At 60.7% G+C, this 25,836-nt stretch carries 23 protein-coding genes and 2 pseudogenes; 11 read left to right on the forward strand and 14 right to left on the reverse strand.

Features of this window, described 5'->3' with window-relative positions; translation table 11 throughout:
• Nucleotides 1-4: 4 nt before the first annotated feature.
• Complete coding sequence (locus H2510_RS18355; protein ID WP_315901427.1) at nucleotides 5-1,414, reverse strand: DUF2252 domain-containing protein; 1,410 nt, start codon at nucleotides 1,412-1,414, stop codon at nucleotides 5-7.
• Nucleotides 1,415-1,583: 169 nt separating this feature from the next.
• Here H2510_RS18355 and H2510_RS18360 point away from each other — a divergent pair, with 169 nt between their 5' ends.
• Nucleotides 1,584-2,468, forward strand: coding sequence for a polysaccharide deacetylase family protein (locus tag H2510_RS18360; protein WP_186629741.1), 885 nt, complete (start codon nucleotides 1,584-1,586; stop codon nucleotides 2,466-2,468).
• Between the two features lie 70 nt (nucleotides 2,469-2,538).
• Here H2510_RS18360 and H2510_RS18365 read toward each other — a convergent pair whose 3' ends face one another.
• From H2510_RS18365 to H2510_RS20950, 5 genes and pseudogenes are all read right to left on the reverse strand, one after another.
• Nucleotides 2,539-2,892, reverse strand: coding sequence for a hypothetical protein (locus tag H2510_RS18365; RefSeq protein WP_261393037.1), 354 nt, complete (start codon nucleotides 2,890-2,892; stop codon nucleotides 2,539-2,541).
• Nucleotides 2,893-3,100: 208 nt separating this feature from the next.
• Nucleotides 3,101-3,502, reverse strand: coding sequence for a hypothetical protein (locus tag H2510_RS18370; protein ID WP_186629742.1), 402 nt, complete (start codon nucleotides 3,500-3,502; stop codon nucleotides 3,101-3,103).
• A gap of 938 nt (nucleotides 3,503-4,440) precedes the next feature.
• Entirely contained in the window at nucleotides 4,441-4,818 is a 378-nt protein-coding gene (locus H2510_RS18375; RefSeq protein WP_186629743.1) for a hypothetical protein, read from the reverse strand.
• A 43-nt stretch (nucleotides 4,819-4,861) separates the two neighbouring features.
• Nucleotides 4,862-6,167: pseudogene (locus H2510_RS18385) on the reverse strand (PEP-utilizing enzyme); the annotation flags it as partial.
• 2 nt (nucleotides 6,168-6,169) lie between these two features.
• A pseudogene (locus H2510_RS20950) lies at nucleotides 6,170-6,376 on the reverse strand (LLM class F420-dependent oxidoreductase); the annotation flags it as partial.
• On the opposite strand from H2510_RS20950, the gene H2510_RS18390 reads away from it, so the two are divergent.
• The gene (locus H2510_RS18390; protein WP_397517390.1) at nucleotides 6,306-6,620 is read left to right on the forward strand and encodes a hypothetical protein; all 315 of its coding nucleotides are present in this window, start codon (nucleotides 6,306-6,308) and stop codon (nucleotides 6,618-6,620) included. The pseudogene H2510_RS20950 and the gene H2510_RS18390 overlap by 71 nt on opposite strands.
• A 96-nt stretch (nucleotides 6,621-6,716) precedes the next feature.
• Here H2510_RS18390 and H2510_RS18395 read toward each other — a convergent pair whose 3' ends face one another.
• The 3 genes from H2510_RS18395 to H2510_RS18405 all read right to left on the reverse strand — a co-directional run bounded on the left by H2510_RS18395 (nucleotide 6,717) and on the right by H2510_RS18405 (nucleotide 10,819).
• Nucleotides 6,717-8,369, reverse strand: a complete 1,653-nt coding sequence (locus tag H2510_RS18395; RefSeq protein WP_186629744.1) for a class I adenylate-forming enzyme family protein — start codon at nucleotides 8,367-8,369, stop codon at nucleotides 6,717-6,719.
• A 198-nt stretch (nucleotides 8,370-8,567) separates the two neighbouring features.
• Nucleotides 8,568-10,097: a carboxyl transferase domain-containing protein gene (locus H2510_RS18400; RefSeq protein WP_315901428.1), complete on the reverse strand. Its 1,530-nt coding sequence runs from the start codon at nucleotides 10,095-10,097 to the stop codon at nucleotides 8,568-8,570.
• Between the two features lie 125 nt (nucleotides 10,098-10,222).
• Nucleotides 10,223-10,819 carry a TIGR03086 family metal-binding protein gene (locus tag H2510_RS18405; RefSeq protein ID WP_261393038.1) on the reverse strand — a complete coding sequence of 199 codons (597 nt, stop codon included), beginning with the start codon at nucleotides 10,817-10,819 and terminating at the stop codon, nucleotides 10,223-10,225.
• Nucleotides 10,820-11,083: 264 nt separating this feature from the next.
• Between H2510_RS18405 and H2510_RS18410 the strand changes: the two genes are divergently transcribed.
• Nucleotides 11,084-11,710: an SDR family oxidoreductase gene (locus H2510_RS18410; RefSeq protein WP_315901429.1), complete on the forward strand. Its 627-nt coding sequence runs from the start codon at nucleotides 11,084-11,086 to the stop codon at nucleotides 11,708-11,710.
• A gap of 360 nt (nucleotides 11,711-12,070) precedes the next feature.
• Here the strand turns inward: H2510_RS18410 and H2510_RS18415 are convergent, their stop codons facing one another.
• Nucleotides 12,071-12,799: an alpha/beta hydrolase gene (locus H2510_RS18415; protein ID WP_186629745.1), complete on the reverse strand. Its 729-nt coding sequence runs from the start codon at nucleotides 12,797-12,799 to the stop codon at nucleotides 12,071-12,073.
• A gap of 961 nt (nucleotides 12,800-13,760) precedes the next feature.
• On the opposite strand from H2510_RS18415, the gene H2510_RS18420 reads away from it, so the two are divergent.
• The 3 genes from H2510_RS18420 to H2510_RS18430 all read left to right on the forward strand — a co-directional run bounded on the left by H2510_RS18420 (nucleotide 13,761) and on the right by H2510_RS18430 (nucleotide 16,301).
• Nucleotides 13,761-14,189: a hypothetical protein gene (locus tag H2510_RS18420; protein WP_186629746.1), complete on the forward strand. Its 429-nt coding sequence runs from the start codon at nucleotides 13,761-13,763 to the stop codon at nucleotides 14,187-14,189.
• A 311-nt stretch (nucleotides 14,190-14,500) separates the two neighbouring features.
• Nucleotides 14,501-14,986, forward strand: coding sequence for a nuclear transport factor 2 family protein (locus H2510_RS18425; protein WP_186629747.1), 486 nt, complete (start codon nucleotides 14,501-14,503; stop codon nucleotides 14,984-14,986).
• Between the two features lie 712 nt (nucleotides 14,987-15,698).
• Nucleotides 15,699-16,301, forward strand: coding sequence for a dihydrofolate reductase family protein (locus H2510_RS18430; RefSeq protein ID WP_186629854.1), 603 nt, complete (start codon nucleotides 15,699-15,701; stop codon nucleotides 16,299-16,301).
• Between the two features lie 46 nt (nucleotides 16,302-16,347).
• Here H2510_RS18430 and H2510_RS18435 read toward each other — a convergent pair whose 3' ends face one another.
• Together H2510_RS18435 and H2510_RS18440 are read right to left on the reverse strand one after the other, a co-directional pair.
• On the reverse strand, nucleotides 16,348-17,508 hold the full coding sequence (locus H2510_RS18435; protein WP_186629748.1) for a hypothetical protein: 1,161 nt from the start codon (nucleotides 17,506-17,508) through the stop codon (nucleotides 16,348-16,350).
• Nucleotides 17,505-18,692, reverse strand: a complete 1,188-nt coding sequence (locus H2510_RS18440) for a phosphotransferase family protein (protein WP_186629749.1) — start codon at nucleotides 18,690-18,692, stop codon at nucleotides 17,505-17,507. The genes H2510_RS18435 and H2510_RS18440 overlap by 4 nt, the downstream gene beginning before the upstream one ends.
• Before the next feature lie 121 nt (nucleotides 18,693-18,813).
• On the opposite strand from H2510_RS18440, the gene H2510_RS18445 reads away from it, so the two are divergent.
• The 3 genes from H2510_RS18445 (at nucleotide 18,814) to helR (ending at nucleotide 22,629) form a co-directional block, all read left to right on the forward strand.
• Nucleotides 18,814-19,464, forward strand: coding sequence for a TetR/AcrR family transcriptional regulator (locus tag H2510_RS18445; protein WP_186629750.1), 651 nt, complete (start codon nucleotides 18,814-18,816; stop codon nucleotides 19,462-19,464).
• A gap of 104 nt (nucleotides 19,465-19,568) precedes the next feature.
• On the forward strand, nucleotides 19,569-20,156 hold the full coding sequence (locus tag H2510_RS18450) for an FKBP-type peptidyl-prolyl cis-trans isomerase (RefSeq protein WP_186629751.1): 588 nt from the start codon (nucleotides 19,569-19,571) through the stop codon (nucleotides 20,154-20,156).
• Nucleotides 20,157-20,433: 277 nt separating this feature from the next.
• Nucleotides 20,434-22,629: an RNA polymerase recycling motor ATPase HelR gene (gene helR / locus H2510_RS18455; protein WP_186629752.1), complete on the forward strand. Its 2,196-nt coding sequence runs from the start codon at nucleotides 20,434-20,436 to the stop codon at nucleotides 22,627-22,629.
• 24 nt (nucleotides 22,630-22,653) lie between these two features.
• On the opposite strand, the gene H2510_RS18460 is transcribed toward helR, so the two are convergent.
• The gene (locus H2510_RS18460) at nucleotides 22,654-22,899 is read right to left on the reverse strand and encodes a hypothetical protein (protein WP_315901430.1); all 246 of its coding nucleotides are present in this window, start codon (nucleotides 22,897-22,899) and stop codon (nucleotides 22,654-22,656) included.
• Nucleotides 22,900-23,001: 102 nt separating this feature from the next.
• Between H2510_RS18460 and H2510_RS18465 the strand changes: the two genes are divergently transcribed.
• Together H2510_RS18465 and H2510_RS18470 are read left to right on the forward strand one after the other, a co-directional pair.
• On the forward strand, nucleotides 23,002-23,799 hold the full coding sequence (locus H2510_RS18465) for a HugZ family protein (protein WP_186629753.1): 798 nt from the start codon (nucleotides 23,002-23,004) through the stop codon (nucleotides 23,797-23,799).
• Between the two features lie 198 nt (nucleotides 23,800-23,997).
• Nucleotides 23,998-25,383, forward strand: coding sequence for an NAD(P)/FAD-dependent oxidoreductase (locus H2510_RS18470; protein ID WP_186629754.1), 1,386 nt, complete (start codon nucleotides 23,998-24,000; stop codon nucleotides 25,381-25,383).
• A 28-nt stretch (nucleotides 25,384-25,411) separates the two neighbouring features.
• Here H2510_RS18470 and H2510_RS18475 read toward each other — a convergent pair whose 3' ends face one another.
• Nucleotides 25,412-25,795 (reverse strand): helix-turn-helix transcriptional regulator, encoded by a 384-nt coding sequence (locus tag H2510_RS18475; RefSeq protein WP_261393039.1) that lies wholly within the window; start codon nucleotides 25,793-25,795, stop codon nucleotides 25,412-25,414.
• Nucleotides 25,796-25,836: the final 41 nt, after the last annotated feature.

Consider the following 25,836-nt stretch of genomic DNA (forward strand, 5'->3'; position numbering starts at 1 on the left):
ACCGTCATGGCATATCAGGCCAGCCACGCTCGGACGGGATGGAGCCGTCTTCGACGGCTTTGGCCAGTTGGGCGTGGTCTGAAGCGTTTTGGTCGGCGTAGGCGCTCGCGAATGCAACCATCGCTTCCTCGACCTTGCTGCGACCACCGAGATAGTCCGCAATAGCTGCAGCATCACCGCTGCGGGAATGGGCGCGCGCCAGTACGTGGCCGCAGGCTGCAGCGAATTGCGCTAGACGCAGAGCGATGTTCTCGCCCTTGGGGATGACTTTGCCATCACGGAACTGCCTGACGTAGAAGTCCAAATCGAGGTTCAAGTTCGTGTCCTGAAATGATGTCCATCCCACGAACATGTCAGTGGCGCTTTGGATCATGCGCTGGCCATGCACCACGCGTGATCCGTGGTTTTCGTACTGGCTCTTGCCCAGAAACTGTTCGTAGACCGATGGGCCTGCCTGTTTGATCTGCAGTAGCAGTGGGTCTTTTGTGCGCCGTTCCTCCAGCAGGGTCAGGAACACTCGCATGCCGACACTTCCGACGCCGACGACTTGACGCACTGCGTCGACCACGTCGTAACGGGTGAGCAGGTTGTCGAGATGGTCGGGGATGGAGTCGTAATACTTGAGCATCACGTCGTGGAGTATCTGCTCGGCGGCGTCGCCGAGCCTATGCACTCGATACGGCGGATCCTCGGTAATCACCCGGTGACCGTCGACCAACGAGGTGAGCTTCTTCGAGGCCACCCGACCTGTCCGCTTCTTGGCACGCTTCTCGATGAGTGCATCCATTGCGTTTTCATCGTCTGTGGTGGCATATTCGACCAACTGCTCGACGTCGACTTTGTCGTACCAGACATCGATCTGCGGCATCGTCGCGCAAGTCTTCACGTGCTTGCGGTAATTGCGGTACCCCGCTCGGACCGCCTCTTGTGCAAGACCTTCTGAAACGCCGTTGTCTCGGGCCAGCACAATCACGCTCGCAAGAAAACGTTTGAGGTCCCATTCGAACGGCCCGGGCAGAGTTTCGTCGAAGTCGCGCAGATCGAAGATGAGGCTGCGCTCAGGGGAGGTCCAGAGACCGTAGTTGAGGATGTGCGCATCCCCGCACATCTGGACCATGATCCCGGTATTGGCGGTGGAGGCGAGGTCGGCGGCCATCACTGCCGCGGCACCACGGTAGTAGGTCCACGGAGAGTGGCTCATTCGCCCATGTCGGATCGGGAGGAGGTCCGGTGCTCGAATATCGCTCTGCGCCAGGATCGTCTGCAGCGGGTCGTGACCGCGAGTAGTCGAATTCCAGTGTCCAAGCTCCCGTCGAGATACCAAGGCACGTGAAGCGCGCCCTGAACCCGAATGCTCAGGTGCCGGTGCATCGACTACTGCGGGAGTCCGTTCAGGCGTTGACCGTGTGCTCACGGGCACTCCTTCGTCGTCATGTGAGATCGCATCGCTCAGGCGCGTCGTGTTCACCAGAGACGTTGTCCTCGGCATTCAAGCATCGCCCTTTTCCGGTCCGGACAGCATCACCCGCCCAGGATGATTCTGCTTCAGCAGCGATCGTGAAGTCGCGGGGCATAATGAGCCGATGGCCCTTGCCTCACACGGACGCTTCGAATACTCGGCTATCACCGATCGTCCACAGTTCGAGTGGCCCGGTGGTGCTCGACTTGCGGTGTACGTCGCTGTCAACTGCGAGCACTTTCCCTACGATGATGGCCCCCCAGGCCTCGGCTACACCCCGGATATGGATCAACCGAACACCTATAACTGGGGGTGGCGTGAGTACGGTAACCGTGTAGGCGGATTCCGAATCGCAGAAACTCTGGAGCGGAGCGGGATACGGCCCACCCTGTTGCTCAACACCGAAACATACGATCACGCACCTGAGTTGCTCGACGCATTTCGTGAACTCGACGCTGACTTCGTAGCCCACGGCCGCACCAACGCGGTCCAACCGAACCAACAGGACGAGACCGACGAGCGCCAGACCATCGACGAGGTCTATTCCACGATCGAACGCCTCGAAGGGATACCGCCTCGTGGGTGGATGAGTCCCGGCGCCAATCCGAGTCGCGTAACCGAGGACCTCCTTGCTGAGCGCGGATTCGATTACACACTCGACTGGCCGATCGATGATCAACCGGTGTGGCTTTCCACCCGCGGCGGACCTTTGCTCAGCGTTCCGTACCCCCACGAGGCAAATGATCTGCCGGCATTCGTTCACCATCACGGCACAGCGGACGAGTTCGAGCGCACGATCATCGATTCGTTCGAGGAACTCAAGGACAACTCAGCCGATCAGTCTGTGGTGCTGGCCATCTCGATTCACACATTTCTGACCGGCCAGCCGTATCGACTTCGGCGCTTTCGCGCTGCACTCGAACACATCACGGCGAATGCCGACGGCGTCTGGTTCACCACGACAGGCGACATCGCTGACCACTTTCGCAGCGTCATGCCCCCGAAATAGCACTGAACCTTGTCGAACCGGTGGAGAAAACCGATCCGACAAGGTTCAGGTGTCGGGAACAAGCCTGGTGCTACTGGCGCGATACTGCGACTCTGGCGATGTCGGCGGGGTCGATGAGGTGCGAATGGTCGCCGTCGTCGACATCGATTTGCACGACCTCGATGCGGCCGTTGAATTTACTGGCGCCGGCGTACGCAACGCTGACCGGCATGCCATAGTCCTCGCCGATATCGGTCGTTTCGTCGGCGGAAAAAACCATCGGCTGTGTCTGATCTACCCGACCGGTCCCGACTTCGCGGCGATCGTAGTAGATCGTGACGGTGCCGCCCTTGGCGAGCCCTCCTCCGTCGTAGGCAAACTCTGCACGGATCTGGTGCTTGCCCGGGCTGATCGCTTCTGTTGCGGTGGCGGTGAATTCGGTCATTCCGAGCAAGCTGTACACGAACGATGCGTACCCGTTCTTGATGTCGAGGACGTTGGAGAATCGTCGAATCCGATTGATAAAGTCAGCACACAGGTTTACCAGTGGGGGATAGGTGACCCCACCAGGACGCACAGGAGCGAGGTGTGCCGTCAGCTCGAGGCGTGGAGATGAACCGCCTCGAGCTGACTTCCCTTGCCGCCGAGGTGCTTCAGTCAGTCCTCCAGGAAGCAACTGCCCAGATTACGACGATATCGATGGCGATCACCAAAACCGACCACCATGGGTAGTAGGGGAGCCAAAGAAAATTGGCGATGATCGATAGCGCTGCGATCACAATGGCACCGACTCGGGCCCAGACAGCTCCACTGAACATGCCGATTGCAATAAGCGCACCGAGTACACCTACAATCGTGACGATCCAACCCCACGTGGTGAGATCGAATTTGTAGATGTACTCAGGTCCGGCGACAAACAATGCGTCTTTCGATATCGCCGAAATACCCTGCAGCACTGTCAAAATCGACACAGTAAGCAGCAGGATTGCGGCGGCAAATGTTGTTCCGGCTGCAAATCCTTGTTTTACGGGATGGCGATCGTATTCAGCAGTCATCACATTCCTCTATCCTCGCGGCAGCGGTTGTCGAATTCGAGTGTGAGCTGTCCTGGGCTGAAAATACTCACCCACTGCGGATGAATCCCGCCTGTTGCGCCGAATTCTTGTCTGGATCCACGTGCGAGAAAGGAAGATCAGAGCATCGACTGTTGACGGGTGCGAGACCCGCCGATCATCGATAGGTCTTCAGGGAACCTGGCGATCAATCCCAACCTGTCGAATCGTCACTGTGACGATTTAAAGGGCTGGAGAGCCCGCTGACAGGGGATGGACTCCGAAGTGACGGCCGGAAATTCCGATGAGACTGCACATGGGACAGGCCATCGATATGGCAGCAAAGTCGATAGATAGCAATAGCGATGCTGTACGAATGGCGTACATCGAGCGCAGCGGCCAATCCCTGTGTGCGCGTATCGTATTTTTCGAGACTCTGCATACGGTGATTGGGCAACTGGTCGATGATTTTTGAAGAGGAACACCGACCTAAACAGTTCATCGGGCCAGCCGTGCGCTGACCTGGGATTCCTGCGTTTTCACCCATTTTGCCGATAATCAACATTATGTCAAGTAATACGTTGAACGTTGTCCCCCGTCGAAAATGTTTTCCGCTTCGTATGCCAGTCGATACAACTCGCACTCCGCGTGACGCATGCAGACTCGTCAGCCGGCGGTCGGTCGGTGGATCATCGGTGCGTGACTGCCGCGCGATGGCTATACCCAGACGCAGGGTCGGTCAGCCCAACGAATCGCTTTGCTGCGCCTGTTTCACTGCGGCCGTGCGTACTTCGGCCATAATCCCCCAGACCTGCGATCGAAACCGCTCTCAGTGGAACTTCATTCGTTGGCGCCCACTCTCAGAGTCAGGCAACGGTCAAGAAATCTTGACGCTATCCGTGGCACGAAACAACGACTCCACTACAGTCGCTACTCAACTGTCAGGCGGGGTGCGTCGGGTTCTTCACTCTGGGCCGCAGGTTGTAGCCGCCGTACCACTGATGCACTGCTTGCTTGCTCATGCCGAGAACGTCGCCGATCTTCGACCACGGCACCGGCGGGCTTGCACTGCGCAGTCGCTCGATGATGGCGTAGCGGTCGGCGATCATCGTCGAAGCCAGGAACGCGTTGATCTCGAGCGCATCGAAATCAGAGACGGCTTCCATGCGACGCCGCTCGGCGTCGGTGATCCACTTCGCAGCATCCTTACGCCCCAGATCGCGCACACCTTCAGCGAGCTCGACCGCTGCGAGGGCGGCGTTGTATTCGTCGTACAACGCGGTCAGTTCGGCTGCGGTGAGTTTCTTCTCGAAATCCATATCGTCAACATATATTGACGTCTCACGTTCGCCAAGGCGGGGGTCAGTGCCGATCGAGTTTGGTGACCAGACCTTGGTCCCCGTCCACGCGAACCCGGTCACCGGTCTCGAGCACTTGAGTTGCCACCAAGGTATTGACGACGCACGGTAGCCCGTACTCCCTCGCCACCACAGCACCGTGAGAAACAGAGCTTCCGATATCGGTGACAAGCGCGGCGATGACGGTGAAGTACGGCGTCCACCCGACGTCGGTAACCGGGGCTACCAGGACCTCACCGCGCTGTACTTCACGCGCATCCACTATCGACTTGGCAACACGTAAGACGCCTTTCCTGCATCATCGATCCCAACCCTTCCGGGTCCTCGGCTCTCCCCTCGTCCTCACTGCGTCCCTTCCTGACCGCCTGCTTCATCAGAACGCTTTCGAGGATGTTGGCTGCAACCGCTGCGCGTGACGACGACCGCACATGAGTCAGCGTGATGTCACAGTACTGTTCGACGCCGACTTCCAACTGCCGCAGAACGTCTCGTCGGTCATCACTAGTCGGAACCGGGAATCCGGCGATCTGGTCGCCCAGGCGTCTGATCGCCGGACCGGCGGATAGTGCATACGCGGTGAGGCGGACCGTATTGCCTAGTTTGCGAAAGAACGGTTTCGCCGGCTTGGGCGTCAATTCGTCGACCACCCGACCGCAGATCGATGTGGAGAACTGCTCTAGCGAATTTCCGAGTAGGCCCGAGCTCAGCGCCGTGCCCTCGGCCAGATTCAGGAACATGTGTCCATAAAAATACCCGACCTGAAGCCACGGTTTCTCGTAGCTCGGTTGTGCCCGCGCGACCACTTGCAGCCTTTTGCATCGCGTGGTCGATGGCATAGCCGGATACCGATGCGGTCAGCGGGCAGAAGGCGCCGGCATCATCTCCCCTATGTTGCAGCGCGTGTACACGTGGTCGACGCCCGCAAGTGGCGAGTCCATCTCGTCGAGTTCGCCGGGCAGGGTAGTGACCGGCCTGGCCTGCAGCCACCACAGAGTGCCGGACCGGTCGATCGCCCATTCCAGATCCATAGGCCTCCCCCAGTGTTGCTCAGCGCGTACAGCATCGGACCGAATGTCGGCGATCTCGCTGGGCGACAGAACCGGCACCTCGCCAACCTGGTGCACGACGGCGGTTCCGCGTAAATCCAGGAGTATGTGGTCAGGAGAAGCAGTACCGTCGACGAGCGCGTCACCGAGTCCGGCGATGGCGTCGACCATCTGCTGAACCACCAGATGCATGATGGCCGCTGATTCTCCGCTGTAGGACGAGGCTCGTTCGGAATGTACCGAGGCGGTGCACGCGCGCGCTGCCCGCCCTGCTTGGACATAGCGTTGAGTTCCGGCTGCAGATCGCCCAAACAGTGGGCGTCGAGCACCGGCCGGTATGCCGGGGTGAAACCGTAGAACGCCAACAGCATCCGAGTCGAGGCATGGTCGTCATCTCCCCCGGTGTCGCCCGACACGATGATCTCGGGCACCACCTCGAAGCTATCCTCGCTGCGCCCGGCAGCAGCGAGCCCCGTCGCCAACCCTGAAGTGCACAGCATGATGATTGCCCGGTTGGCCGGCAATCTGACAGCTTTCGAATCTCGCTTCCGTCAGGAGCGCCGAGGCGATGACGAGCTGCCGATGATCGCCGAGGTTGTGGCGGGCACTGCGATCTTTCGCATCCTCATTCGCCGCGACTCCGCTCTCGACGAGACCCGGGTGAACGAGATGACCGAGATGATCATCGAGCGCTGGCCCTCCGCCGAGACGCCCTAGCCGCTGGTGTCGGCAGGTCGTCGCTTGATGGCCAGCGGGTAGCCATCAAGCGACTGCACAGACTTCGTTGAAAGCGCACTATCGGTTCGGGAACCCTTATGCCGTGGGCGGCGCAAGCGCCTCTAACCCGCGCCGCACGATTTTGCCTGTGGCGTTGCGCGGCAACTCGATCTGAGTGAGCACCCAGCGAGTCGGGACCTTGTAGCGCGCAATGCGCTCGGACATGAAGGCTTTCAGGTCTGCCTCCGTCGTGTCGGTCGAGGTCACTACTACGGCGACCACCTCTTGACCAAGGTCTTCGTGCGGCGCGCCCAATACTGCACATTCCTGCACCGCGGGGTGCTCTGTGAGTGCAGCTTCGACCTCAGCTGGATAGATGTTCTCGCCGCCTCTGATGATGAGGTCGGATCGGCGACTGCGCAGACGAAGATGCCCGTCGAGCATCACGCCGATGTCCCCCGTGTGCAGCCATCCGTCAGCATCGATAGCCGCAGCTGTCGCGACGGCGTTGTTCCAGTAGCCCAGCATTACCAAGGGCCCTCTCAAGCAGATTTCGCCTTCGACGCCGTCCGCCACCTGGCTTCCGCTGATCTCCTGGATTTTCACCTCCATAGTCATAACTGGAGTGCCTACGGAGTCTTCGTGAAGTGCAAGGTCGGCGGCAGTCGCAATGGTTGCGGCTGAACTAGATTCAGTGAGTCCGTAGGTGGTACCCAGAGATTTTGCTGCGTCAGGGAGAACTTTGCGGAGTGCCGTTTTCAGTGACGGTGAGGACGGTGCCGACCCCAGGGAAATTGCGGTAAGTGAGGACAGGTCATAACCCGAGATGTCCTCGAGCTGAACGAGGCGGTTGGCCATGGTCGGCACCATCCCCCACTGGGTCACTTGTTCCTTTTCGACCAACTGGAGCGCCTTGTCTATGTCGAACCTTCCAACGTAGATCACCACCGCGTCCCCGAAGACCAACCGTGGAACCACCAAGTTGTGCAGTGACATCATGTGGAACAGCGGCGCCGCAAGAAGCACCCGGCGCTGTTCCGGACGTGGAATGCCCATCTCAGCAGCCGCCGCGTCATTGACGGCGAAGTAGTCGGCTGCGGCGATCACGTTGCGGTGCGAATGCGTGGCTCCCTTCGCCCTACCTGTGGTGCCACTGGTGAAGATGATGATGGCCGGGTCGTCCTCTTCGACCACAGCAGGCGGCAGTTCGGCACCCGAATATTCAAGGCTGAGTCGAGGAATGTCCTCCTCGATCGTCAGCACGGGAATTTTCGGATCGTCAAGTATTGCTCGACGTTTTTCATCAGCGACTACGAGCATGGGTGTGCAGAGTTCGATGGCATCTGCGGTTTCACGCGCCGACCACATCGAGTTCATCCCGACGGCTATCGCGCCCAGTGCGGTCACAGCCCAGAAGGAGAGCACCCATTCCGCACTGTTGGCCGCCAAGAGCGCCACTCTGTCGCCTTTGCCGACACCGTACTTCTCCTGTAGCGCCCGACTCAGCGAGGCCACCCGGTCATGGTGCTCGGCAAAGGTCAACCGAAGGTCGCCGCATACCAGGTACTCGCGATCACCGCGGGCTGCCGACGCAGTGAGAATCTCGCTCAGCGATCGCGCCCGGTTCTTGAACACCTGCATTCGATGTCCGCGAACATCCTCGTAGACAAGCTCGAATTGCCGCCCCGGGGCGGTGACCGTCGCAAGTGCCCGTGTTCGTCGCTCTTGGATGGTCAACTCTGCATTCATTATTCGTCCTCTTTTGAGATGTTCACGCTCGATCCAACGACCGATTGTCTGATTACGCTCGGTCCATCGACTGGATCCGTGTTCCGGTAAACAAAATTCACTCGCACCTCGTGTATGTATATCAACAGCAACCATCGCCGACCGACCCTCACACGCAGCAGGCACGAAATTCAGCTCGTGCCCTGTCCTCCGCTTCGCTCAGGGAAGATAGCCAACGTGCCGAATAGGTTCGACCGGTGCGTCGTCACGACCTCGGGCCATTCGCAGACCTCCCAGCAATGCGTTCCGCAACTGGCGCGGATCGATAACCTCGTCGTAGGTGACCGTGCCGGCCAAGCGCCAGGGGCCCGAGTTCTCGTTCTCGATCAGTGCCGCTCGAGTCTTCTCATCGTCCTTGGCAGTATGACCGCCGACGACGGCCGGGATCCCACCGAGCATGGCCCCGGGAAACGCCAACGAAACAGTTTGCCCGCCGAACGCGTTCTGCCCCATCACCGAACTGCCGAAGCCGAAGGCCTTACGCACGGTCACGTGAAGCTTTGGAACCTGCGCACGATGCTGAGCTGCGAACATACGGGCCGAGGCCCGGAGAATTCCGGCGCGCTCCGACACGCTGCCGGCCAGTACGCCCGGATTGTCCGCCAGCTGCACCAGTGGCAGGTGGAATGCGCTGGTCATCGAAATGAAGCGAGCCGCTTTCTCTGCGGCCGCCCTGTCGATCGCACCGGCAAGTACCAGTGGCTGGTTGGCGACAATCGCGACTACTTGCCCGCCGATATGCGCAAGGGCTGTGATGATCGAACCACCATGCTCGGGCTGGATCTCCAACAGTGATCCTGCATCTACCAGCCGCTCCAGCACTTCCCGCATGTCGTAGCTTTTCCGCGGATTCGGCGGGATGATGTCCAACAAGTCATCGAGATCCCGCTCATCGAGATCGTGCCCGGATACTGCTGTCGTCGCGGGCGGTCGATTCCAAGCACTGCTCGGGAAATACGACAAATAGCGTCGCACCAGCGCGAGTGCCTCCTCGACGTCCGCAACGACGTTGTGGACAACTCCGCTCTCCACCGCGTGTACTGCGGGCCCACCTAGTTCACTCTTGGTTACCTGCTCGCCTGTCGACGCCTGCACCAGCGGAGGACCCGCGGTGAACAGCGCAGCATCCGCGTCGACCATCACCACGAAGTCCGACAGGGGCGCGGTCAGCGCCCCATGCCCGGCAGATGGGCCGGTAACCACCGCCACAGTGGGAACCAGACCCGCCAACTCGCTCATCGCCTGTAGATCATTGGGTGCCGGTCGGTGTGGGAAGAGGCCGTTGACGGCCCGATGCCCTGCCCCCTCGAGCATCATGACCAAAGGAAGACGCTCCTGCTGTGCCAGCATGGCGATCCGTGCGCGCTTCGTGGCTGCGGCGGTGCCGATGGAACCACCGCTGACCGAGAAGTCTTCGGACCCGACCAGAAGAGGCCGGCCATCGATGAGGCCGGAGCCTGCGACGAAAGCGTCCGCGGGAGTGGAACCGTCGCCGGCCAGGGTGCCGATTTCGATGAAGCTACCCGGATCGAGCAGTTCATCGATTCTGGTGCGGGCGTCTACTCGACCGGCGGCCCGGTGGCGGGCGAGTTTCTCAGGCCCGCCCATGGACCGTGCAGCTTCACGGCGTCCGGCCAGCGTTTGCAGGAGCGGGGCCCAATCCTGGCGGTTCTGGGACTTCACGTCCACTGCCCGTCGACCACTTCACACATGGGGACATCCTCTCAGCGGAACCCGCATTTCTCGCTATCGGGGTCCACCGTCCAGGGGAAATATCGTCCATGAACGGACCATCGAGAATGCTCCACAGGTGGTCAGCTGCTCGGCAACGAATTTTTGGGCCAGCTCGGATCTCGCCCGATGAAGCCGGCCAGTCGCGTCACCGGGTCTGCGTCGGCAGCCACGGCGACGGCCGGACCGTATTGGCCCGAGGACCGCAGCAGGTCTTCTATTCCGGCCATACCGTCGAGCAACTGTGTGGCGAATGCAGGGTCCAGGTTCGGCGCTCGACCGATGGCGGTTGCTAAGTCCCAGGTGTGCATGAAGACGTCCGAGGTATAAAACTGATCGATCGCGTCGGCGAGTCGGTGGGTGCCCACCATCGGGTGGCTGAACTCGCTCTCGTCGGTGGCTTCGTCGAGCAGGGCCTGCACACCCTCGACGTGCGCCTGCCAAGCGGCTGCAGGATCGGACTGTACGTCCGGTCCGGGTGGTAATTTCTGACCGCCAGCACTGAGGAAGTCAGTGAACCAGTTGACCAGATGCGCAACGATATCGCGGACGACCCAGCCCTCGACAGGAGCGGGATCCTCCCAATCACGCACCAGTGCAACATTTTCGGTGAAGACAGCGGCTATCGCGCGGTGTCGATCAGCGGGGGTCAGCTCACCGAGGGGTCTCATCGAGTTCATCGCTTGTACGGCTGCATTGTGTTCATGATGCGGTGCCCTTTCATTGGTTCGACAAGTGTGCATCCCCGCCCCCTTGTTGCCAACCATAATGTCCATGAGTTCATGGGCAGCAAAGAAACAGCACATCCGTTCCCGGTACGGGCGACCAGAGGGCGCCGGTGCCCACCGCGCCTGGGTACAAACCCGAGTCCCTCGACATCTTGTTCGGACGAACCACACGTCGACAAGAATGGTCGAAATTAGCTCCGAAACAACCACACTCGGGTGCAAGCATCGGAGGACAAGGAGAATTCCGCCGTGCTCGAGGACTACGACGACCAATGCGACCGCAGGCGGGGTCTCGGATTGGCGTCGGCTTGGCTCGACGAACAACCCGGACAGTCATGGCAGGACCGCTGGACTGCCAGTGAAAGATTCGGTGAGCGCGTACGCGCCGGATTCGATATGGGGGCGATGGCTGCGTTTTGGGCGATGCAGTCTGCGTTTCCCGAACTGAAGAAGCACGGAACCGGCCGGGTAATCAACATCGCCTCGCTCAACGGCGTGAACGCCCACATGTACTCAGTCGCCTACAACATGGCGAAAGAGGCTCTACGCACACTCACTCGCACAGCTGCGCGGGAATGGGCTCAGCATCAAATTTGCTGCAACATAATCTGTCCTGGCGCTAAGAGCGCGGCGTTCGAGCGGATGGAGGCAGCAAGTCCAGAGAATGCAGCGGCGTTGGCCAGCGCAAATCCGATGGGACGCATGGGCGACCCGTTGGAAGACATCGGGCCAGTGGCACTGTTCCTGGGTAGCGATGATTGCCGGTACATGACGGGCAACACCCTCTTCGTCGACGGTGAGAGCCATATCAACGGCGTGCAGTGGTCGCCGAACGTCGACTGACAACTCCGCGCGCGCCATGCTGCGGCACGGATATCAGGACCTCGTCGCCGCCTACGGTAACTCCGATCGAGCGGGGGTCATGGCCGCGAAGAGAGACGTAGTTTGAAATACTCACCGTGACAAACAGATTGGGATCTTCATGCGCCCAGCAGGTAGTGCAGGCCGCCCAGCGCCACTACCGCATCAGCACGGGCCCGTGGAGTGCAGATGCGGTAGTGGCGCCTACTCATTGCCGTGCGAGCAGATCGACGCCGCTAGTACGGTCGATACTGCGCTCCTCTGACACGAACCGGCCAACGACCGCGCAGTCCACTTCCGAAACTGACAACGGACATACCGACAGGTGCCGGAAACGACCGACTAACTCGAGTGTCGGGCGAAGAACTGCGCCCCACCGGTGACCTCGGATTGTGGTACTCCAGCATGCCCGCCCATGTTCGCGTGCAACGTCTTCTCCTTTGAACCGAGGGCGTCGAACAGATCCAAAGCGGCCTGCCGGTCGTTCCCTTCGTCGTCCCACTGCAGGAGAACCTGTAGCGGAATGGTGAGCTGACGGGCCTCGTCGAACATGGCGGCGGGCACGAAGCTACCCGCGAACAACACGGCGGCCGTGATACGCGGCTCGACCACCGCGAACCGGATACCGATGGCTATCGGTCCTCCCGAGAACCCGACCGGTCCGCGAACTTCAGGTAGCGCAAGGAGGGCATCCAATGCGGCCTGCCATTCCGGGACTGCATTGTCTACCAGCGGAAGTACGAGCCGATCGACTATCTCGTCGACCGGGTCACCGGCCGCCAGCGCCCGCCGCAGATCGCTGCGGGCCTGCTCCGCGGCAGCGGAACGGGGCCGCTCACCGCCGCCAGGAAGCTCGATGGTGGCCGCGGCGAAGCCGTGTTCGACAACTGAAGCCCTGGCCCGCCCTGCCAACCTGGAATGCATCGCGTGCAGTCCCCCAGGGTGACCGAGTAAAACTAGCGGCACCGGTACGGATGCAGACTCTGGGGTCCACAGAATGCCGGGGATCCCATCGAGAGTGAACGCACGCTCGAGAACGCCGTCGTCAAGCTGTGCAGAAGTGAATTTCATGGTCGTGCCTTTCGAGAGTGCTCGTTAACGGCGCTCCCGGACGGTCTTTTCGTCCGACCGTGATAAGAGAAAGGAGCACCCATGTCGTTACAGCGTTCACAGGTACCACCTCCTTGTTCTCGTGCACGGTTCTCCGGCAAGGTAGCAGGGCCGATCAGAGTCCAGCAAACGGTTTTCTGGCATTCCGTAGGGGTCTTCAATGTATCTATCTGTGTGACATTGCCGACCATGAGTCACTGACTGCGACACCTATCGAAGGTATGTCTCACACCACACCTAGGAGATGAGCTATCGGCACCCGTATCTGGCTCTGCAGAGACTCAACAGGATCGGACAGGTTCGTAATCGCCACCTCTCGCAGGTCTCCGCCGTCCTGCGAGGCATGCCTGAGACCGAGGCAGTTGCCAATCGCAGTCGGATCATGGCGTGCCGGCGAACACGATCGCGGGTATCGAGTATTTGGGCTATGGAGTGGGTCGATTGATTAGACGCCTGCCGACTACATAGAACCCCCGGACACCGTACGCCCGTTCAGTTCCGTTCGATCTACTACGCTCAACGATCGCCCCTCCTGTAGGAGTTCAGCCAGCGTGTGGGCGTCAAGAAACCTGGGACAGTTCAGGATGGCCGACTACCTGCATCGCTCCGAGGGCCACCCAGCTGCTGACTTCGCCTTGGAACCTACAAGACACGTAGCCCGAACGAGCCAGGCCGTGTCATCGGGTCGGGCACCTCCAACCACAGGGTCACGTCAAAGCCGCCTTCTCGCTGGTGGGAACTAGATTAATCGCGTCCGCAAGACAGTGTTGATAGTGGCGACAGGCCGCGGCGATGTTGGTGTGCCCAGCGCCCCGCATCATGGCCAGCGCGAGATTCCGCAACGTCGCCATCACCCTCGGCCCGCTACCGGTGCGCATCCGGGAAGCCGGCCCACGATGTACTCGATCGTGGACCGCGGTGTGTGCAGAGCGTCAATGGTGATTACCGAATTAGTGATGTCGAACTGGCCCAGGAGCTCGCGCAACATGGGGATATCGTTGGTTTTCACAGCCACGTCTACCTGTCCGATCACGACGCCGGTGGCGTGGTCCATCGCGGCCGGCAGGTGTGGCTGGTTCCCGTCGCGGTCTTTGGCGCCGCGCACAGTTTTGCCGTCGCAGGCGATAACCCGGCACCCCTCGATCGTGGTGAATGTCAGCCGCATCCGCGCTTATATGAGCTGGTCAAACCGGTGGGCATCGATCAGTACGAGGGTTCTGCGGATCGTCGGCTCGCTCGGAATTCCCGCGTTCGGCATGCTGGCGGCGTCGAGCAGCGCCTTACCGCAGTGGCGGGCCCATTGGGCGGGAGCAATAATACTCCCGCCCAATGGGATCCTGCATTGATCTAAGCACCGACTGTCTTCATTCTGTACTGAATGATCGATAAGTGGACAAGAATATAATTACCCAAATAGTCACCGCTGGTTCGAGACTTCGGAGCGGTGCAATCAAAGTGACAATTTCCGCAGATAAGTCTCCAGATAAGCAAGAATTTGAGGTACAGAAATCTGCCGATCAAAGACATGAGGTGTGTGGAGTTTCACGCTGATTCCTCAGTCATTGTTGCGATATTTGAGCGGCACCGAAGGTATTCATCCCAGAAACGACGATACCTGACACCAGGTCCCGGAATACGGACCAACTCAACGAAGGAGGCACGATGACGCAGGACATTGAACAACGCGTAGAGGCGCTAGAGGCGAGACTGAACATTATTGAACTTGAAGCGACTTACGCCCGTTCATTCGATGAGCACGATGGAGAGAGATGGAGCTCCCTATTTACCGCGGACGGAATTTATCAGTCTCGACCCGTGGGTGACGAAGCTCCAGTTACATTCGTGCAGGGCACCACGGCTCTAAACGAATACTGCAGCGGCGTGCCGTTTGAGGGCATCCACATGCTGCACTTGCCGCAGCTTGCCATTGACGGCGACCGCGCTACGGCGCGTATACATCTCGATTTCCACGGGTCCTGGCGTAACAGTGCAGACGCCCCGCGACTCACAATGCACGGATATTACGATGTTGCGTACCGTCGCGTTGACGGCCATTGGCGAATTGCCCACCGGGTCACGACGGCCTTTAGCCGCGAATTTCGAACCGTGTTGGGCTACCCCACTGACTCCGTCCTACCCTCAGACTGAGCTCGAAGCTCGAAGCCGACAACCCGTGCGATCCACTGCGGTAACCCGCCGCGTACCAGCCACCCTCACTGGCCCGTGTCCCGTCCGGGTTCTTTTGACCCCGTGGGAACAGTGCCAGATCACCAACTATCCATCTGGAACATCGCCATTCGAGAAACGGACGCATCGAACATCGATTCAAATAGGCCAAGTGCTCGGTCAGGTCGCCATTACAGACAGAGGCAGGGCCCGAGGTTCGGTCCGATCGGGTTCTGCGGGAATATCCGCCGGCAAAATCACGAAATCTTCGCCTAGAGCCTCGGCCTGCTGTCCGGCTCGGGTGAGCCCAGAGTCCCTCGTGTCGCGGAGAAAACGGCCAATACTTCGTTCGCACTCGCGTCGTTTATATTCTCACAGCGGACCGGCATCGGCCACCGTGTAGAACGACGAGCCGTCCGGCAGCCCTACTCGAAAACTCCTCTAGCGCCGATCCAAGGTCACAGCATTCCCTCTCCGTCGAGCCAGAACGCTACGCACTTCACGCCCGTATGCCGGGGCGAGACACATGTCTCGCACGAGCCTGTCAAGAGATCATCGCTCTGAACTGCCATTCTTCTCCTCAACTTCGTCGCTACCCCTACAGAACTCGCGACTCCATAGCCTGGGATCACCAGAAGTAGATTGCATTTGTGATGGGGCGATGAGTTTCGATCGCGGTGGCAGTCGTAAGGGCATGACCCGAACTACAGCGCACGTGTCGATCTCCCTGGACGGATTCGTCGCCGGCCCCGATCAGGACAAGGACAACCCGTTGGGTGTCGGAGGCCTCCAACTGCACACATGGCATATCGGTGAGGCCACGAACGAGGCCGATGCCGCGATCACCGCTGAACTACTGCGGCCCCGTGGAGCATTCATCATGGGCCGTAACATGTTTGGCCCCGTCCGGGGTGAATGGGATGAGGACTGGAGCGGGTGGTGGGGTGACAATCCCCCGTACCACGCACCGGTGTTCGTACTCACCCATTATCAACACGAACCAATCGAGATGGCGGGTGGAACTACTTTCCGCTTTGTGACAGATGGTTTCGGTTCCGCGTACGCCCAGGCCCAGGCAGTAGCAGGCGAAAACGACATCTCCATCGCCGGCGGAGCGTCGACCGTTCGTCAGGCCCTCGCCGCCGGCGTGATCGACGAACTCGTCCTCGATATCACTCCAGTCTTGCTCGGAAGCGGTGAATCACCGTTCGAAGGCCTGAGAAGCTTGAGCCTCGAACCACTCGAAGCCATTCACTCTCCTTTCACGACGCACGTGCGGTATCGCGTGAAGCACTGACCGGGACGTCGACGAAGGCTCAGTGTTCAGCCGATGTCCCGGGTGATCAGGGGGCTACGTCACCGACCCCGGTGAACCCGTATTGCTCGTGGGGTCCGATGACCGCTACCTCGAAGAGTCCTGCGCCAGTGAGGGAGACGCCGTCCTCGATGATGGTGAATCGCGCGAGATTGTCGACAGGGCTGAACATCTTCTTCCAGGGCTCGATCTCGGAGACTTTCTCGCGAAACCCCTGGACAACCAGCTCGCCCTGCCACATACCGTGGCGCCAATCTTGCTCGAGGCCGTACCCGGTCCCGACCCCCAGGTAGTGCGGAAGCACTGGTTCGCAGGTCACGGTGAGGACGTGGTCCGCTTTGCCTGGCGAGCCCGGTCTGCGGAAGTACAGTGTCCCGGTCTCGACCTCGCGGGTACCCGGAACGAAGGTCAGCTCGTGATCCGGTCGGCCCAGCCACTCCCGTTCACGAGTTCGATCGGCGAAGACCCGAGTCGAGTCCTCGACGATGCGCCGACCGCACCTGTCCTCCTGGATAACCGTGACGATGGTGAAGTCTTCGAACTGCATGATCGAGTAGATCCAGAAGAAGTTCTGCTCGGCGGCGATCGTTGGATCAGCCTTGCGTCCAGGTGGTTCCGCTTCGCCCACTGGCCGAACGCCCCAGGAACGGTCACGGTTGCCGCGCCACGTGTCCGGCGTGACGGGGATGGCCTCGCCGTCGAGCGTCAGTGTCCCCGCCCACGTCCCGGTTTGGACGAACCGCTGGGTGTCGAAGGTGACCCGCTCGAGTTGCCGGTGGAAGTGCCTCGCCTCGAGGTTCGCCGGCACGTCGGACTCGAATTCGAGATCGAAACTGAGGTCGGGAGCCTCCAGGCTCGGTTCGAGAACGACTCTCAGACGGTGCAATCCCTCGATGATCTCGATCCGCAACGGTCCGACGGACAGATCCATGCGATCCTCCCCCAGTGCTCGGGAAGCTCGAAAGACGAGGTGATCATCTCCGCGTCGCAGCACCGCAAATCCGTCGCACACACCGAGATTGGGATACTGGCCCAGTCCGATGATGAGAAACAGTGGATCGGCCCCGTCGACCCCGGCGTGACAATTGAAGTAGTACCGGTCGTAGAAATTGCGGTCCGAGGTGCCGACATGTCGGATGGGCTCGGCGATCTGGTGGACTGGGTAGTCGTCGAGCGGAGACAGAGTCATGCGACGGTTCCCGCGGTGACGCCGGCCCAGTAGGTTCCGTCGAGCATGGCTTCGAGACTCGCTCGGTGCATGATCATGTCATCTGGATTCTCTGGTAGCTGCGCTTGGCCGAAAGCGACGGCACGGCTCTGCACTCGGAACATGATGACGGCGTGACGAACAGCCGCATACAGCGTATAAAAGTTCAGATCGTCCGGTCGGTGCCCGGTCAGCTCCCGATACGTGTCGGCGACGTCTTCGCGGCGGAGAAGGTCGGGTAGCCCGGGGAGCCCGGCCATCGTGGCGAGATCCTCGAAGAACCTGTGCAAGTAAATCATCCAGCCGAGGTCCAACTCGCGCGGACCGAGCGTGGCCATCTCCCAATCGAGTACCGCTGCAGGCCGGAAGTCCTGGTACATGACGTTGCCTATGCGGGAGTCGCCCCAACACAGCACCGCCGGTCGGTCGTCGGTGGGCAGGTTCGCCTCGATCCAGTCGAGTCCGCGTTCGATCAGCGGAGACCGTGGTCCGTCAGCGGTGGCCCATTCGTAGTAGCGCCGTTGACCCGCCACATGCGCACGCAACGCCGTCTCGCCGGTGGGCTCTTCGTCGCCGTCGGTACATCTCAAACCCGGGCAGACGCGGTGGGGCTCTGCGATGGCATGCAGGTCGACGAGAATCTGGATAGAGGAGAGTTGGAGTCGGGAACGTTCTTCCGTCGTGCCCTCGGACAGCCAGGATCCGAAGTTGTACGGCATCACGTCGGGAGGGACGTCGCCCTTGATCCGCTCCATGACGAAGAATTCGCCACCGAGTATCTCAGGCGAGGACTCCGACCAGTAGACACGGGGAATCGGCACCGAGGTGTGGGTCGCTACTGCCCGCATGACATGGAACTGCTGGTCCAAGTTGTAGGTCGGGAAGATCGGCACCCCGATGACGGCAGGCGCGATCCTCGCAACCAGCTGGTGCTCCGAGCGGCACCCGTCCTCGGTCCACACAGCGTCGAACAGCACCGTCTCGTTGGACATGCCTGTCCCGGCCGGAATTTCGGTGGAGGTCACCTCCGGTTCGGATTCGGCGTCGAGAACTGTGGCCAGCCAGCGCTCGAGTCGCGCCCGCAAGACAGCGGGATCGCTCCGGGACTCACCCGGTCGGGCGAGCTCGGCAAAGTCGGGATCTGCTCCCATGGATTCAGAAGTCATAACCACTCCTAGTGGTTCGGGAGACACTGATGGCACGCGCTAGTCGTTACACTTTGTAACGACTGAAGTCGTGACGGAATGTAACGGACGTCACACCGAAACCACAAGGGGTCTGTAAAAAATGCCGAAGGAACCCGAGGCCCAGCATCGGCTCGGCCCGCAGCGGAACCCGACGATCGACGCAGCCGTGCTGGATGCCACCCGACAATTGCTGACAGACAAGGGGTATGCCGGCACCACGATCGACGCAATCGCCGCCCTCGCGGGCGTCGGACGCCCCGCCATCTATCGTCGTTGGCCGTCGAAAGCTCACATAGTCAACGAAGCCGTCTACCCGGTTCTGGACACGGATCTAGGCGCCGACATCGACTCGACTCTCGGCGTCACCGGCACGATGGCCGACCAGGTTCACGCACTGGTGCAGGGCGCGGTCGCACTTTTCGCGTCCCCCGCCACCCGGGCAGCAGCCCCCGGACTGATGAGCGAGGTGCGTACCGACGGAGCCTTACGTGAAGTGCTGGTCGTACGCCAGCTCGCAGGAGTGCGAGCAGAACTGGAGCGCCGACTGATTGCAGGCCGCGAACAGGGCGAAATTCGTGCAGGTGTCGACGTGGACACTCTCCTCGACATTCTCGCGGGTGCCGCGATCTTCGCAATGTCCGTCCGCGATATCGACGATCCAGGGCCGGTCGCCGACGCACTGGCCGACATCGTCCTGCACGGCATCCTTCCCACCGGGCAGTCGGAGGACGATACGCGGACCACTGGATAGCACCGGTGGGCTCTTCCGCTCACCACAGCGGCCGATCGACGATCTCTACGAACGATGCGGGTTCGAGTTCCTTCGCGCGATCGAGGTTCTGTAGCGTGATCGACGTGAATTATTCTCGCGCAACCAAATCCGGCGTACTCACGGCCTGCGCCGCGGCGCTCGCTGTGGCGCTAGCAGCATGCGGCTCCGATTCGACTACCTCATCGGTCAGCGAATCTGCACCGGCGTCCACCACCTGCCCGTCCCAAGCACCCGCGGCCGGCGCCACACCTGAATGGACGCTTCCCGGATCCACCGGCAGCGTGGCAGTCGCCGCATCAACCGATACGACGGCTCCCCTCGTCGAGGTCACCACACCGTTCGCTGTGACCGAAACCCAGGTACACACCCTGCAGACCGGTGGCGGACCGGTTGTGGCAGACGACGCGACGGTCTCGGTCTGCTACATGGGAGTCAACGGCCGCGATGGTTCGGTCTTCGACAGCAGCTACGAACGCGGCGCACCGGTCGAGTTCCCGCTTGCGCGAGTCGTACCTGGCTTTCAGAAGGCGATTGCAGGGCAGACTGTCGGGTCGAAGGTAGCCGTCGCGATGACATCCGCCGACGGGTACCCCAGTGGTCAGCCGTCCGCGGGCATCGAGCAAGGCGACACCTTGGTATTCGCGATCGAGATCATCGACGTCTCGGGCTGATACACCGTCTCGTCTGATACACCGTCTCGTCTGATAGACGGGGCCGGTAGCAAGGCCATTCTCGGCCTTCACCGAGCCGCTCACAGCGTGCAACAGCTTCCCTTCCCTTTTCAACATATAGCGCACCCGGGGGCTTGTGGCAAGACCCCGGGTGCGGCGCAGAATTACCGGCTGAAGCCGAAAGCTGCGGAAAGGGAAGGAAACTCATGCATCTACCTGTGCCGGATTTACCACCGACTTCGAACCCATCGCGAATCGAGCCATGGGGGCCGGCCGCGTGAGCTCGGCGACCGAAAATGCCTTCGATCTCTCGGATCGACTCATCGCCAAAGCCCACCCCGCGTTGATCGAGGGCGACGAAGAACACTTCGCTGCGATCGCGGCAAGCCTCACGAAATCTATCGCTGACCTGACCGACCGACTCGATTCCGTCCGTAAGGACACCGGCCGGATGGGCCAGGAACTGATGGAACGAGATCTCGAAGTCCACCGACTCACTGCTCGCCTTCGGTCCCTACGCCGATTCGGCTTGGACCTATGTCTCGGCCACGTCGTCGATGCCGAAACACACGAGTCGTCGTACATCGGCAGGCTAGGGCTCCTGGACACGGAGGGAAATCAACTCCTCGTCGACTGGCGCTCCCCTTCAGCCGAGCCGTACTTCGGCGCAACACAGTCCAACCCGATGGGGCTCGCGCGCCGGCGTCGGTATCGCTGGACTCGTGGCCGTGTGAGCGACTATTGGGACGAGGTTTTCACTGCTGACGAACTCGAAGGCGAGAATGGGGTGCGCCGGCTCGCTGCACTCGACGATCACTCCGCATTCATAGCGAGTCTCGGCAGTGACAGGTCGCACTGGATGCGCGATGTGCTGGGAACGATCCAAGCCGATCAGGATGCGATCATTCGCGCAGGATCGCGCGGTGCGCTCGTCGTCGACGGAGGTCCTGGCACGGGGAAGACGGTCGTCGCTCTACACCGCGCCGCGTACCTTTTGTACGCCGACGCCCTCGTCGGTCATCATCGAGGTGGTGTGCTGTTCATCGGGCCGCACGAGCCCTACCTGGCGTACGTCGCCGACGTCCTACCGAGCCTCGGTGAGGAGGGCGTCCACATCTGCACCCTGCGGGACCTCGTGCCGGAAGGTGGGTCCGCCGCACTCGAGGAAGGCGCTTCGATCGCCCGCCTCAAAGCGTCGCGACATCTCGTGACGGCCATCGAGTCCGCAGTCAGATTCTACGAGCAGCCATCGACCACGGGAATGACCGTCGAGACCGACTGGGCCGACCTTTGGCTCAGTCCCCAGGACTGGGTCGAAGCATTCTGTGCACCCGAACCTGGCATTCCGCACAACGAGGCCCGAGAACAAGTGTGGGAGTTGCTTCTCACGATCCTGACCGACAAATACAACGGTGAAGTTTCGGCCACGACTATCCGAACGTCGTTGCACGAGAACGAGGAGTTGCGCGCTGCTCTGGAGAAGGCGTGGATCTTGGTCGAAGCCGCCGATCTCGTCGCAGATCTGTGGTCGGTACCCGCTTACCTTCGGACATGTGCGCCCTGGCTCAGCGAGGACGACATCGCAACGCTGCAGCGACCGAAGCCCAAGAGTTGGACAGTCTCCGACCTCCCTCTACTCGACGCCGCGCGTAGGCGCCTCGGCGATCCGAACCTGTCCCTCCGGCACCGCCGCCGAACTGCAACCGCAGCGGCCGAACGTAAGCGGATGGACAGGGTTGTGGACGAGCTACTTCAATTGGACGACGAAGAAGGAATGATCGCCCAACTTCGCCAAAAGGGCATTCGAGATGCCCTCGTCGACGACATGGTCCCTATAGACGACGAATCTCTCGACAACGGTCACGCCGCGCTAGCAGGTCCGTTCGCGCACATAGTAGTCGACGAAGCTCAAGAACTGACCGATGCGGAGTGGCAGATGTTGTTGTCACGCTGCCCATCCCGGAGCTTCACCATTGTCGGAGATCGCGCCCAAGCTCGTCGGGGGTTCACGGAGTCGTGGCAGGAGCGGCTGCGACGAGTCGGGTTCGAAAACGTCGAGGTGGCGTCGCTGACCATCAACTACCGAACACCCGAGGAAATCATGACGGAAGCCGAACCGATCATTCGAACCGTTCTGCCGGACGCCAACGTGCCGACCTCCATTCGTCGGAGCGGCATCCCCGTCGTGCACGGACGCACGTCAGAGTTGGCTTCGATTATCGAGTCATGGCTGGCCCAGCACACGGAAGGGATCGTCTGCATCATCAGCGCCGATGCCACCGGAAGTATTGAACTCCGGGCGAATTCACGCGTTCGCGTGCTGACTCCAGAAATGTCCAAGGGCCTCGAATTCGATCTCGTAATTTTGATCGACCCCGACGCATTCGGGACAGACACCGAGGGAGCGGTCGATCGCTATGTCGCGACGACGCGTGCGACGCAAAAGTTGTTCGTACTCACGACTTCTCGATAGCTACCCGAAGGGAACACCTGTGCCTCAGCCGTCGTGTTCACTCTTACGTCGTCGAGCGCGTAGGCGACCGAACTTGATGCCGAATGCCCCTAGAATCACCAACCACCCGGCCGCGAGGACACAAAGACCCACCGTGGTCGCCGACATGGTCTTGTGGTCATCGGCATATACGTATCCGACACCCGCCCATATCGCAGCCACCACAACGAACAACCCCATCGCAGCCACCACAGCCCGGACCGTTCGGTTCGTGCGCATTACCTTGATCACCGGGAGAGTATGCCCGCGATTCGCGCGACGAAACGAATTTTCCGAGTCGCCTGCGCCACTCGAACGGTCATGACGACCGAAGACGCTCCGTAGACTGCGATCATGGCACTCGATCATGGCGATCCCGGCGACGCTCCTTCCGTCCCTCCCCCATTGGGCGAGCTCGAGCCTGCCCAACGGATGTCGGCAGCCGAAGAGGCGCGAACCGTCGCAGCATCGACCAACACAGGCACCCTCGCAAGTTTGACTGTCGAGGGCGACCCGTGGGCTTCCTATATCACCTATGGCCTATTGGGTGGCTCACCCGTTCTGTGTGTATCGAACATGGCCGAGCATGGACGGAACCTCGATCACGACCCTAGAGCGAGTGTGTCGGTGGTCTCCCCGGCATCGGTTACCGATCCGCTCGCGACATCGAGAATCACTCTGGCCGGCGTGGTGGAACGACCATCTGGCGACGAGATAGCCGCTGCGCGGCAAGCGCATCTATCTGCTGTCCCCGCCGCCAAGTACTACATTGACTACAGCGATTTCTCGGTGTGGATTCTGCGCGTTGATCGAGTCCGTTGGGTAGGCGGATACGGCCGGATGGATTCTGCAATCGGTGACGACTATGCAGCTGCAACATCCGACCCGGTGGCGACGCAGGCCGCCGGTGCGCTCACGCACTTGAACGAGGATCACAGCGAGTCGTTGCTCGCAATGGCGCGCGCTATCGGCGGTTACCCGGATGCGACGGAAAGTACGGTCATGTCGGCCGACCGGTACGGGCTCGACCTCGCCGTGCTCACCCCACGCGGGAAGGCGACCACTCGCGTTGCATATGCCGAACCGATTACCGCCGTCTCCGACCTACGCGCGGCAACAGTGGAGCTGGCACAGCGCGCTCGCGCCCGATGATCCGACGAGACACTTCTGAAGCGATACAGAAGCAAACAGGTCGCTTTTCGCAATCGACCAGTGATCACTCGCCCAGGTCAGTGGCACTAGCCGTCATGTCAACACCCGATTCGGCCTCCGACATGGGAACCTTGCCGAGACACCCCGAACCCGGACCGTTACCGTTGTGGTACATCTCAAATCTCTAGGAGCAGGTTAATGAGCATCCAACCGGTCGAGTCGAAGCGTCATCACGTCGTTGTCATCGGTTCCGGATTCGGTGGCTTGTTCGGCGTCAAGGCACTCAAGAAGGCCGACGTCGACGTCACTCTGGTCGCGAAGACCACCCACCACCTATTTCAGCCTCTTCTCTACCAGGTAGCCACCGGCATCCTGTCCGTGGGCGAGATTGCTCCCACGACAAGGGTCATCCTGCGTAAGCAGAAGAATGCAGAAGTACTCCTCGGTGACGTTCTAGCCATAGATCTGACCGCCAAAACGGTCACCTCCAAGCTCCTCGAACGCGTCACCGTCACCCACTTCGACAGCCTCATCGTCGCGGCCGGAGCGCAGCAGTCGTACTTCGGCAACGACCACTTCGCCGAGTTCGCACCCGGCATGAAAACGATCGACGACGCTCTCGAACTTCGTGGTCGTATTCTCGGCGCATTCGAGCAGGCCGAATTGTCGGACGATCAGGAGGAGAAGGACCGTCTGATGACCTTCGTGGTTGTCGGCGCCGGACCTACCGGAGTCGAACTGGCCGGTCAGATAGCAGAACTGGCAGATCGCACCCTCGACGGCGCATTCCGCAACATCGACCCACGTGACGCTCGCGTCATTCTGCTCGACGCGGCCCCAGCTGTGCTGCCACCCATGGGCGAAAAGCTCGGCCACAAAGCCGCAGCACGACTCGAGAAGCTTGGCGTCGAGATTCAGCTGAATGCAATGGTCACCGATGTGGACAACGACGGCCTGACCGTCAAGGAAAAGGACGGTACGACCCGTCGCATCGACGCACAGTGCAAGGTCTGGTCCGCCGGAGTGCAGGGCAGCCCGCTCGGGAAACAACTCACTGAGCAGTCCGGATCCGAGACCGATCGTGCCGGGAGGGTCATCGTCGAACCTGATCTGACGGTCAAAGGCCACCCCAATGTCTTCGTGGTCGGCGACCTGATGTCCGTCCAAGATGTTCCAGGTATGGCACAGGGTGCGATCCAGGGGGCCAATTACGCCGCCAAGCAGATCAAGGCGTCACTGACCGGAGCCGATCCGGCAGAGCGCAAGCCGTTCAAATACTTCGACAAGGGGTCCATGGCCACTGTGTCGCGCTTCAATGCCGTCGCCAAGGTCGGAAAGTTCGAGTTCAGCGGCTTCATCGCTTGGATCATGTGGCTCGCCTTGCACCTGTACTACCTGGTCGGTTACCGCAGCCGCCTCACCACGGTCATTTCGTGGTTTGTCACCTTCCTCGGGAAGGGGCGTGCACAGATGGCATCTACCGAGCAGCAGGTGTTCGCACGATTGGCCATCGAACAATTGAACTCGATGGAATCGAAGCGCTCGAAGAGGGTCGAAAAGCAGGAGCAGAAAGCCGCAGGCTGACCGCTTCACCCAAGGTCATCACTCGGCGTCATTCGTGCACATGTCGTGCATGGGTGGCGCCGAGTTGGTGCAGCATGCTGTGCACGACGTCGTCGTCCAGTCGGTAGGTCATCTTTTTGCCGTCGCGCTGAACGGCAACCCACCCCTCGTTGCGAAGAAGGCGTAGGGCGTGTGAGACGGCGGTCGGCGTCATCTCCAGCGCCGATGCCAGATCGGTGACGCAAATGCCGGGCGCCCGGTGCATGCACAGCAGAATGCGTAGCCGAGTCGGATCGCCCAGCAGGTCGAAGCGTTGGACCCACACCCCGATGTCGTCGACTGCGGCGATTGCCGCACGTGCCTGGGCGACGTGTTCGGGATCGAACGCTCCGACCCTCGGAGACGACATCCCGCTGCCGACCGTTTCACTCATGACTGCAAAGGTAGTGCGTCGAGTTCGAAGAGAATCATCGA

Origin of the sequence: Rhodococcus sp. BP22 (assembly GCF_014281965.1) — a bacterium.
Taxonomy (GTDB): Bacteria; Actinomycetota; Actinomycetes; order Mycobacteriales; family Mycobacteriaceae; genus Rhodococcoides.

Coding starts and splice junctions, on each gene's coding strand:
- H2510_RS18470 (WP_186629754.1), top strand. CDS start 23,998: ATGAGCATCCAACCGGTCGAGTCGAAGCGTCATCACGTCGTTGTCATC.
- H2510_RS18375 (WP_186629743.1), bottom strand. CDS start 4,818: ATGGATTTCGAGAAGAAACTCACCGCAGCCGAACTGACCGCGTTGTAC.
- H2510_RS18370 (WP_186629742.1), bottom strand. CDS start 3,502: ATGACTGCTGAATACGATCGCCATCCCGTAAAACAAGGATTTGCAGCC.
- H2510_RS18425 (WP_186629747.1), top strand. CDS start 14,501: ATGACGCAGGACATTGAACAACGCGTAGAGGCGCTAGAGGCGAGACTG.
- H2510_RS18415 (WP_186629745.1), bottom strand. CDS start 12,799: ATGAAATTCACTTCTGCACAGCTTGACGACGGCGTTCTCGAGCGTGCG.
- H2510_RS18405 (WP_261393038.1), bottom strand. CDS start 10,819: ATGAACTCGATGAGACCCCTCGGTGAGCTGACCCCCGCTGATCGACAC.
- H2510_RS18435 (WP_186629748.1), bottom strand. CDS start 17,508: ATGACTCTGTCTCCGCTCGACGACTACCCAGTCCACCAGATCGCCGAG.
- H2510_RS18360 (WP_186629741.1), top strand. CDS start 1,584: ATGGCCCTTGCCTCACACGGACGCTTCGAATACTCGGCTATCACCGAT.
- H2510_RS18475 (WP_261393039.1), bottom strand. CDS start 25,795: ATGAGTGAAACGGTCGGCAGCGGGATGTCGTCTCCGAGGGTCGGAGCG.
- H2510_RS18365 (WP_261393037.1), bottom strand. CDS start 2,892: ATGACCGAATTCACCGCCACCGCAACAGAAGCGATCAGCCCGGGCAAG.
- H2510_RS18430 (WP_186629854.1), top strand. CDS start 15,699: ATGACCCGAACTACAGCGCACGTGTCGATCTCCCTGGACGGATTCGTC.
- H2510_RS18445 (WP_186629750.1), top strand. CDS start 18,814: ATGCCGAAGGAACCCGAGGCCCAGCATCGGCTCGGCCCGCAGCGGAAC.
- H2510_RS18465 (WP_186629753.1), top strand. CDS start 23,002: ATGGCACTCGATCATGGCGATCCCGGCGACGCTCCTTCCGTCCCTCCC.
- H2510_RS18395 (WP_186629744.1), bottom strand. CDS start 8,369: ATGAATGCAGAGTTGACCATCCAAGAGCGACGAACACGGGCACTTGCG.
- H2510_RS18440 (WP_186629749.1), bottom strand. CDS start 18,692: ATGACTTCTGAATCCATGGGAGCAGATCCCGACTTTGCCGAGCTCGCC.